This window comes from Kitasatospora sp. NPDC059803 (assembly GCF_042732255.1).
In the GTDB taxonomy this organism is placed as follows: domain Bacteria; phylum Actinomycetota; class Actinomycetes; order Streptomycetales; family Streptomycetaceae; genus Kitasatospora.
This window is the reverse complement of record NZ_JBHWIJ010000359.1, coordinates 1-7,945: the sequence shown is the minus strand read 5'-3', so window position 1 is coordinate 7,945 and position 7,945 is coordinate 1. Positions and strand designations below refer to the sequence as shown.

Annotated in this window: 9 protein-coding genes; 4 read left to right on the top strand and 5 right to left on the bottom strand. The window is 73.7% G+C overall.

Features of this window, described 5'->3' with window-relative positions; genetic code table 11:
• Positions 1–53: 53 nt before the first annotated feature.
• From hisN to ACFV6I_RS35215, 5 genes are all read right to left on the bottom strand, one after another.
• Positions 54–851, bottom strand: coding sequence for a histidinol-phosphatase (gene hisN, locus ACFV6I_RS35235; protein WP_063347890.1), 798 nt, complete (start codon positions 849–851; stop codon positions 54–56).
• Between the two features lie 122 nt (positions 852–973).
• On the bottom strand, positions 974–1,297 hold the full coding sequence (locus tag ACFV6I_RS35230) for a multidrug efflux SMR transporter (protein WP_063347889.1): 324 nt from the start codon (positions 1,295–1,297) through the stop codon (positions 974–976).
• A 130-nt stretch (positions 1,298–1,427) separates the two neighbouring features.
• Positions 1,428–2,483 carry a ribosome small subunit-dependent GTPase A gene (gene rsgA / locus ACFV6I_RS35225; protein WP_063347888.1) on the bottom strand — a complete coding sequence of 352 codons (1,056 nt, stop codon included), beginning with the start codon at positions 2,481–2,483 and terminating at the stop codon, positions 1,428–1,430.
• A gap of 15 nt (positions 2,484–2,498) precedes the next feature.
• Entirely contained in the window at positions 2,499–3,830 is a 1,332-nt protein-coding gene (gene aroA, locus ACFV6I_RS35220; RefSeq protein ID WP_380429961.1) for a 3-phosphoshikimate 1-carboxyvinyltransferase, read from the bottom strand.
• 154 nt (positions 3,831–3,984) lie between these two features.
• Positions 3,985–4,716 carry a M50 family metallopeptidase gene (locus ACFV6I_RS35215; RefSeq protein ID WP_380379560.1) on the bottom strand — a complete coding sequence of 244 codons (732 nt, stop codon included), beginning with the start codon at positions 4,714–4,716 and terminating at the stop codon, positions 3,985–3,987.
• Positions 4,717–4,854: 138 nt separating this feature from the next.
• On the opposite strand from ACFV6I_RS35215, the gene ACFV6I_RS35210 reads away from it, so the two are divergent.
• The 4 genes from ACFV6I_RS35210 to rsrA all read left to right on the top strand — a co-directional run bounded on the left by ACFV6I_RS35210 (position 4,855) and on the right by rsrA (position 7,765).
• On the top strand, positions 4,855–5,607 hold the full coding sequence (locus tag ACFV6I_RS35210; protein WP_380429957.1) for an SOS response-associated peptidase: 753 nt from the start codon (positions 4,855–4,857) through the stop codon (positions 5,605–5,607).
• A 73-nt stretch (positions 5,608–5,680) separates the two neighbouring features.
• Complete coding sequence (locus ACFV6I_RS35205; protein WP_380429954.1) at positions 5,681–6,316, top strand: alpha/beta family hydrolase; 636 nt, start codon at positions 5,681–5,683, stop codon at positions 6,314–6,316.
• A gap of 301 nt (positions 6,317–6,617) precedes the next feature.
• On the top strand, positions 6,618–7,361 hold the full coding sequence (locus tag ACFV6I_RS35200) for a sigma-70 family RNA polymerase sigma factor (protein ID WP_063351149.1): 744 nt from the start codon (positions 6,618–6,620) through the stop codon (positions 7,359–7,361).
• Complete coding sequence (gene rsrA, locus ACFV6I_RS35195; protein ID WP_079135634.1) at positions 7,358–7,765, top strand: mycothiol system anti-sigma-R factor; 408 nt, start codon at positions 7,358–7,360, stop codon at positions 7,763–7,765. The genes ACFV6I_RS35200 and rsrA overlap by 4 nt, the downstream gene beginning before the upstream one ends.
• Positions 7,766–7,945 lie beyond the last annotated feature (180 nt).

The window sequence follows — 7,945 nt, the reverse complement described above, 5'->3', positions numbered from 1 at the left end:
CCAGAGGACTGGTCGACCGGGCCCGCACCATGTTCGGCCGTGCAAGGGAGCCCTTAGACGCTCAGGCGGCGCAGGGTCTCCTCGTGGAGGATGCCGTTGCTGGCGACGGCGTCGGCGCCGCCGGGGCCGGGCACGCCGTCCAGGCCGGTGAAGCGGCCGCCGGCCTCCTCGACGATGACGCAGTTGGCGGCCATGTCCCAGAGCGACAGCTCGGGCTCGGCGGCGATGTCGACCGCGCCCTCGGCCACCATCATGTAGGACCAGAAGTCGCCGTAGGCGCGGGTGCGCCAGCAGGCGCGGGTGAGGTCCAGGAAGGGGTCGAGGCGGCCGCGCTCCTCCCAGCCGGAGAGCGAGGAGTAGGAGAAGGAGGCGTCCTCGATCCGGGAGACGCCGGAGACGTGGATCCGGGAGGCCTTGGTGAGGCTGCGTCCGGCGTAGGCGCCGAGGTCCTTGGCCGCCCACCAGCGGCGCTGCAGCGCGGGGGCGGAGACGATGCCGACCACCGGGCGCTCGACGCCGTCCGGGCCGTCCTCCAGCAGGGCGATCAGGGTCGCCCAGACCGGGACGCCGCGGATGTAGTTCTTGGTGCCGTCGATCGGGTCGATCACCCAGCGGCGCGGGCCGGAGCCCTGGAGGCCGAACTCCTCGCCGAGCACCGCGTCGCGCGGGCGGGCGCGCTGCAGCACGCTGCGGACGAGCTCCTCGGCGGCCTTGTCGGCGTCGCTCACGGGGGTGAGGTCGGGCTTGGTCTCGACCTTCAGGTCGAGGGCGCGGAAGCGCTCCAGGGTGACCGAGTCGGCCGAGTCGGCGAGGACGTGGGCGAGTCGGAGATCGTCGTGGTAATCGGCCATGTCCGAAACCCTAGCGATCCCGCCCGGATCGGGACAGCCGGGCTCGCGGACCGGGACGGCCTGCCGGCGGCGAGCGGGCGAGCAGCGGGGGTGGGCCGGTAGCAGGGGTGGGCCGGTGACGGTCAGTGCGCCGAGCCGCTGAGCTGGAGGCCGATCACGCCGGCGATCACCAGGGAGATCGAGACCAGCTTCAGCACCGAGGTGGTCTCGTCCAGGAAGACCATGCCGTAGATGGCGGTGCCGGCCGCGCCGATGCCCGTCCACACCGCGTAGGCGGGGCCGACCGGCAGGCTCTTCAGGGACAGCGTGAGCAGGCCGAAGCTGCCCAGGGCGAACACGCAGAAGCTGATGGTGGGCCAGAGCTTGGTGAAGCCCTCGCTGAGCTTGAGGTTGATCGCGAAGCCGGTCTCCAGCAGGCCGGCCAGGACCACCAAGGCCCATGCCATCGCGTGCCCTCCCTGTCGATCGACGGGTCGGACCGCGCTGTGGCCCGACCTTCCTATGATCGCCAGGCCGGCGCGGTCCGACACCTCGAACGGTCGGGAAACCCATGGGACGGTAAAACCGCCGCCCGGGTCAGTCGCCCTCGCGGGCCTCCTTGCTGGCCAGCAGGCGGCGCAGCGAGTAGAGCCGGGCGCCCTCGGCGTGGCCGTCGGCGACCCAGGCGTCCAGCGCGCAGTCCGGCTCGTCGTGGCTGCAGGCGCGCGGGCAGTCGGCGGTGCCGGGCTCCAGGTCGGGGAAGGCGTGGATGACCCGGGACGGGTCGATGTGCGAGAGGCCGAAGGAGCGGAAGCCCGGGGTGTCGATCACCCAGCCCGGGTCCAGCGCCTTCTTGGAGCCCGGCTTGGCGCCCGGCGGCGGGGGCAGCCGCAGCGCCAAGGCGGACACGGTGGTGTGCCGGCCGCGCCCGGTGACCGCGTTGACCCGGCCGGTCTGCCGCTGGTGGTCCGGGACGAGGGCGTTGACCAGGGTGGTCTTGCCGACCCCGGAGTGGCCGATGAACACCGTGGAGAGGCCGCGCAGGTGCGCGCGGACGGCCTCGGCGCCCTCCGTCTCCAGTTCGTCCCGACGGGTGACCACGTAGTCGATGCCGAGCGGCGCGTACGACTCCAGCAGCGGCCCGGCCGGGGCGAGGTCGGCCTTGGTGAGCACCAGCAGCGGCTCCATGCCCGCGTCGTAGGCGGCCACCAGGCAGCGGTCGATCAGCCGGGGCCGGGGCTCCGGGTCGGCCAGCGCGGTGACGATGGCCAGCTGCTGGGCGTTGGCGACGACGATCCGCTCGTACGGGTCGTCGTCGTCCGCGGTGCGCCGCAGCACCGAGCTGCGCTCCTCGACCCGGACGATCCGGGCGAGCGTGTCGGTGTCCCCGGAGAGGTCGCCGACGATGTTGACCACGTCGCCCACGACGACGCCCTTGCGGCCCAGCTCGCGGGCCTTCATGGCGACGATCTCGCGTTCCTGCTTGGTGCCCGGGTCGATCAGGCAGGTCAGCCGGCCGCGGTCGACGGTCAGCACCATCGCCTCGGCGGCGTCATCGTGTTTGGGCCGGATCCGGGTCCGCGGCCGGGATCCCCGGCGGGCGGGGCGGTTGCGGATGTCGTCCTCGTCGGCGTCCTTGCCGTAGCGGCGCATGTGCTCAGTCTCCGCTCAGGCGTCCGCCACCGCTTCGCCGAGCAGTTCCGCCCACATCTTCGGGAAGTCCGGCAGGGTCTTGGCGGTGGTGGCCACGTTCTCCACCTCGACGCCGGGCACGGCCAGGCCGACCACGGCGGCGGCGGTGGCCAGGCGGTGGTCCTCGTAGGTGTGGAAGACGCCGCCGTGCAGCGGGCGCGGGCGGATGCGCAGGCCGTCCTCGGTCTCGGTGACGTCGCCGCCGAGGTCGTTGATCTCCTTGGCGAGCGCGGCGAGCCGGTCGGTCTCGTGCAGCCGCAGGTGGGCGATGCCGTACAGGTGGGACTCGGAGTCGGCCAGTGCGGCGACGGCGGCGATCACCGGGGTGAGCTCGCCGACGTCGTGCAGGTCCGCCTCGATGCCGTGGATCCGGCCGGTGCCGGTGAACTGCAGGCCCTCGTCGGTGAACTCGCAGGCGCCGCCCATCCGGGTGTAGATCTCGCGCAGCTGGTCGCCGGGCTGGCTGGTGTGCTTGGGCCAGTCGCGGACCGTCACCCGGCCGCCGGTGACCAGGGCGGCGGCGAAGAACGGCGCGGCGTTGGAGAGGTCCGGCTCGACCACCAGGTCGCGGCCGATCAGGGCGCCGGGGGTGACCCGCCAGACGTCCTTCTCGCCGCCGTCCTCGGGGGCGTCGACCTGGACGCCGGCCAGGCGCAGCATCTCGACGGTCATCCGGATGTGCGGCAGCGACGGCACCGGGCCGCCGACGTGCCGGACCTCGACGCCCTGGTTGTAGCGGGCGCCGGAGAGCAGCAGGGCGGAGACGAACTGGGACGAGGAGGAGGCGTCCAGCTCGACCGGGCCGCCGTCGAGCCCGCCGGTGCCGTGCACGGTCAGCGGGAAGGCGCCGCGGCCGCCGTCGTCGATCCGGGCGCCGAGCGCGCGCAGGGCGTTGATCACGCCGTGCTGGGGGCGCTCGTAGCTGCGCGGGTCGCCGTCGAAGTGCACCGGGCCGTCGGCGAGGACGGCGAGCGGGGGCAGGAAGCGCATCACGGTGCCGGCGTTGCCGACGTCGATCGAGGCGGGGCCGCGCAGCGCGGGGGTCGGGATGACCCGCCAGGCCTCGCCGCCGCCGGTGCCGCCGGAGTCGTTGTTGACCTTCTCCTCGATGCCGACGCCGAGGGCGCGCAGGCCGTCGGCCATCAGCTGGGAGTCGCGGCTGCGCAGCGGCCGGCGCACCCAGCCGGGCTCGTCGGCGAGCGCCGCCAGCACCAGGGCTCGGTTGGTGACCGACTTGGAGCCGGGGATGGTGACGGTGGCGTCAACGGGGGTGGTCGCGACGGGGGCGGGCCACAGGGTCTCGGTCATGGGGGCAAGTTTAGGGGCCGTACCGGAACGGCCCCTGCGCCAACCGCATGGCGGGACGGGGGAGGCCCGGTGCAGGGGTTGTGGCAGCAGGCCCGTGCCGCGGGGGCGGCCCGGCGCAGGGGCCGGAGCAGCAGGTTCGCGCCGAGGGCGGGGTTCAGTGCAGGGGCTGGAGCAGCCAGGTCGCGCTCAGGGCGAGGCAGGCGAGGGCGGTGAGCAGGAAGACGGTGATCCAGGCGAGGCCGGGGATGTGGGTGAGGCGGGCCAGTTGGTCGGCGTCGGAGTCGCGGGCCCAGCCGATGCGGCGCTGGTGCTGGAGTTCGAGGACCGGGCGGACGGCGCCGAACAGCAGGAACCAGCAGCCGAGGTAGGCGAAGCCGGCCTGGACCTCGGCGCTGCCGAACCAGGAGACCAGGAAGAAGGCGCCGCCGGCGACCAGCACGGTGAACAGGCCGAAGGCGTTGCGGATGCGCACCAGGAGGGCGAGCAGCAGGACGATGGCCAGCCAGAGCAGCAGGGTGATCCGGCCGGTGGAGAGCAGGGCGGCGCAGCCGAGGCCGAGCAGGGCGGGGGCGGTGTAGCCGGCGGCGGCGGTGAGGATCATGCCGGGGCCGGTGGGGCGGCCGTAGGAGAGGGTGAGGCCGGAGGTGTCGGAGTGCAGCCGGATGCCGGCGAGCCGGCGGCCGGTGACGAGGGCGATCAGGCCGTGGCCGCCTTCGTGGGCGATGGTCACGGCGTTGCGGGTGACGTGCCAGAGCGGGCGGGCGAGGACGGCGAGCAGGGCGGCGCCGGCGGTGGCCAGCACCAGCCAGCCGGGCGGCGCGGGCTGGGTGCCAGTGACCTGGTTCCACAGTTCGCCGAGGTTCTGGTCGGTGGGTTGTGCGCTCATCGTCTCGTCTCCGCCTCCGTCCGCTGCGTTGGGCCGTTCGGGGCAGCCTCCCATGCGGGGACGGGCGGGCGGGAGCGGACGGTTCTCCTGGCGGGATGAAGAAGTGGTGAGCGGGGCGGGCATGGCAAGCTGGCCCGCATGTGCGGTCGCTTCGCAGCCAGTGGCAAGCCCGAGGACATCGTCGAGCTGTTCGGCGTCGAGCAGTGGGATCCGGCTGAGACGCTGGCCCCCAACTGGAACGTCGCCCCGACCACCAGCGCCTTCGTGGTGCTGGAGCGGGTGCCGAAGGGCCGGGCGCGGCCGGTGCGCCAGCTGAGGGTGCTGCGCTGGGGCCTGGTGCCGCAGTGGTCGCGGTCGGCCGAGACGGCGGTGAAGATGATCAACGCCCGTTCGGACACGGTGCACGAGAAGCCCTCGTACCGGCAGGCGTTCGCCTCGCGGCGGTGCATCCTGCCGGTGGACGGCTACTACGAGTGGCAGACGGTGCCGGGCGAGCGCGGCAAGGCGCGCAAGAAGCCGTTCTTCGTGTCCCGGGCGGACGGCACCCCGCTGGCGCTGGCCGGGCTGTACGAGTTCTGGCGCGACCGGACGGTGCCGGCCGACCATCCGGCGGCCTGGCTGGTGACCTTCACCATCGTCACCACCGACGCCGAGGAGTCGCTGGCGCCGATCCACGAGCGGATGCCGCTGTTCCTCGACCCGGCCTCCTACGGCGAGTGGCTGGACCCGGGGCTGGACGACCCGGACGAGCTGCGCCGGCTGCTGATACCGCCGCCGCCCGGTGCGCTGCTGGCCACCCCGGTCTCGCCGGCGGTCGGCAGCATCCGCAACAACGGCCCGGAGCTCAAGGAGCCGTGGGCCGAGGCGGAGTACGAGACCACCCTGTTCTGATGTCTGAATGTTTGAAGTTCGACGATTGAGTCCTGACAGCTGAGGGAGCCTGAGCCGGTTGGAGCGACCGACGATGACCACCGAACTCGTCCCCACCGAGGTGGGGGACGCCCGGATCAGCTACCACCGGGCCGGTGCGCCGAAGGCGCTGCTGGCGCTCGGTCACGGCGCGGGCGGCGGGATCGAGGCCCGGGACCTGGTGGCGCTGGCCGCGGCGCTGCCGGCGCGCGGGGTCACCGTGGCGCTGGTGGAGCAGCCCTGGCGGGTGGCGGGCAAGCGGCTCGCCCCGGCGCCGCGCACGCTGGACCGCGGCTGGACCCCGGTCGCCGGGCGGCTGGCCGGTCAGGGGCTGCCGCTGGTGGTGGGCGGGCGCAGCGCCGGGGCGCGGGTGGCCTGCCGGACCGGGGCGGCGAGCGGGGCGGTGGGGGTGGTGGCGCTGGCGTTCCCGCTGCACCCGCCGGGCCGGCCGGAGAAGAGCCGGGCGCAGGAGCTGCTGGAGTCGGGGGCGGCGACGCTGGTGGTGCAGGGTACGGCGGATCCGTTCGGCGGGCCGCAGGAGTTCCCGGAGCTGCCGCCCGGGCACGAGCTGGTGGCGGTGCCGTACGGCGGGCACGGTTTCGACGTGCCCAAGCGGGCGCCGGTGGGGCAGGACGAGGTGCTGGAGGCGATCTGCCGGGCGGTCGGGGACTGGGTGCTGCGGGTCGTCTGAGGCGGCGGGGGCGGCCGTGAGCGGGGGGTTTCCGCTCGATCACCCGTACGAGCGATTTCGGGGCGGGCGCGGGAATGCGGGCGGGGTCGGGGTGGTTGGCACTCTCGTCAGTACGATTCCCGGTTGAGAGGCAGGGCAGATGGGTTCGATCGCGTGCCCCGAGCGGTCAGAGCAGCGCGAGGCCGCCGCGGCGTTCGGCCCCGCCTGGTCCGACTGGATTGTCGCGGGCGAGAAGCCCGTCAGCCCGATATCCTCCATTTCGGGGCGGCCCGCCGTGGGTCGTGCCCGCCATGCCGAGGAGGTGGGTCCGGTCGTCGGGACCGAGCACGAGGCCGAGCCGGGCCGGGGCCCGGAGGAGGGCCAGCCCACGGGCGAGGCGCTCACCGGTGAGGAGCTGGCCGAGGCGATCGGTGAGGACACCTTCCGGGTGTCGGCACAGGAGAGCGAGGAGGCCCGGCGGGAGCGCTTCGAGCGCGACGCCCTGGGCTACCTGGATCCGATGTACTCGGCGGCGCTGCGCATGACGCGCAACCCCGCGGACGCGGAGGACCTGCTCCAGGAGGCGTTCGCCAAGGCGTACGCGTCCTTCCACCAGTTCCGCGAGGGCACGAACCTCAAGGCCTGGCTGTACCGCATCCTCACCAACACGTTCATCAACTCGTACCGCAAGAAGCAGCGCGAGCCCCAGCGCACGGCGGCGGAGGAGATCGAGGACTGGCAGCTGGCCCGCGCCGAGTCGCACATGTCGACCGGTCTGCGCTCGGCCGAGACCCAGGCGCTCGACCACCTCCCCGACAGCGATGTGAAGGACGCGCTCCAGGCCATTCCGGAGGAATTCCGGATCGCCGTGTACCTCGCGGACGTAGAAGGCTTTGCGTACAAGGAGATCGCGGACATCATGGGTACTCCCATCGGCACGGTGATGTCCCGGCTGCACCGCGGCCGCCGTCAGCTGCGCGGCATGCTGGAGGATTACGCCCGTGAGCGCGGGCTCGTCCCGGCCGGCAGCGGGGCAGGGCAGGAAGCGAAGGGCTCGGGCTCATGAGCTGCGGCGATCCGCACGACACGGAGTGTGGCGAGGTCCTCGACCACCTCTACGAATTCCTCGACAACGAGATGGCCGAGGGCGACTGCGCCAAGCTGCGGGTGCACTTCGAGGAGTGCTCGCCCTGCCTGAAGCAGTACGGGCTGGAGCAGGCGATCAAGGCGCTGATCAAGCGTTCCTGCGGCTGCGACGACACCCCGGCTGACCTGCGCAGCAAGGTGCTGGCCAGGATCGACTCGATCCGGGCGGGGCAGCGTTCGGGCGAGCAGGTGGTGGTCGCCGTCGACACCACGGTCGAGCTGCACGTCGAGACGGACCGGCCGGCGCCGGCCGCCGGCGAGGCCCCGGAGGAGCCGACGGTCCGGCCCGGTGCCACCGTCGAGGCGGGCGCCCCGGCGGAGTAGCCGGGCGGCCGTTCAACGGCTGGGCGGTCGTTCAACGGCTGGGCGGAGCAAGCGGACGGGGCCGCCGGCGGGGGCGGGGCCCGCGGGGCGGCCACCGAGTCAGAACGCCCCCCGGGGGGGGGCGGCCCCGGGGCCGCGCCCGGGGGGGGGGGGGGGGGCGCCGCCCCCGGGGGGTGTGTG

Excerpts from the sequence above, each read along its gene's own strand:
- ACFV6I_RS35205 (WP_380429954.1), top strand. The coding sequence starts at position 5,681 with ATGACCACCGAACTCGTCCCCACCGAGGTGGGGGACGCCCGGATCAGC.
- ACFV6I_RS35230 (WP_063347889.1), bottom strand. The coding sequence starts at position 1,297 with ATGGCATGGGCCTTGGTGGTCCTGGCCGGCCTGCTGGAGACCGGCTTC.
- ACFV6I_RS35215 (WP_380379560.1), bottom strand. The coding sequence starts at position 4,716 with ATGAGCGCACAACCCACCGACCAGAACCTCGGCGAACTGTGGAACCAG.
- ACFV6I_RS35210 (WP_380429957.1), top strand. The coding sequence starts at position 4,855 with ATGTGCGGTCGCTTCGCAGCCAGTGGCAAGCCCGAGGACATCGTCGAG.
- rsgA (WP_063347888.1), bottom strand. The coding sequence starts at position 2,483 with ATGCGCCGCTACGGCAAGGACGCCGACGAGGACGACATCCGCAACCGC.
- aroA (WP_380429961.1), bottom strand. The coding sequence starts at position 3,830 with ATGACCGAGACCCTGTGGCCCGCCCCCGTCGCGACCACCCCCGTTGAC.
- hisN (WP_063347890.1), bottom strand. The coding sequence starts at position 851 with ATGGCCGATTACCACGACGATCTCCGACTCGCCCACGTCCTCGCCGAC.
- rsrA (WP_079135634.1), top strand. The coding sequence starts at position 7,358 with ATGAGCTGCGGCGATCCGCACGACACGGAGTGTGGCGAGGTCCTCGAC.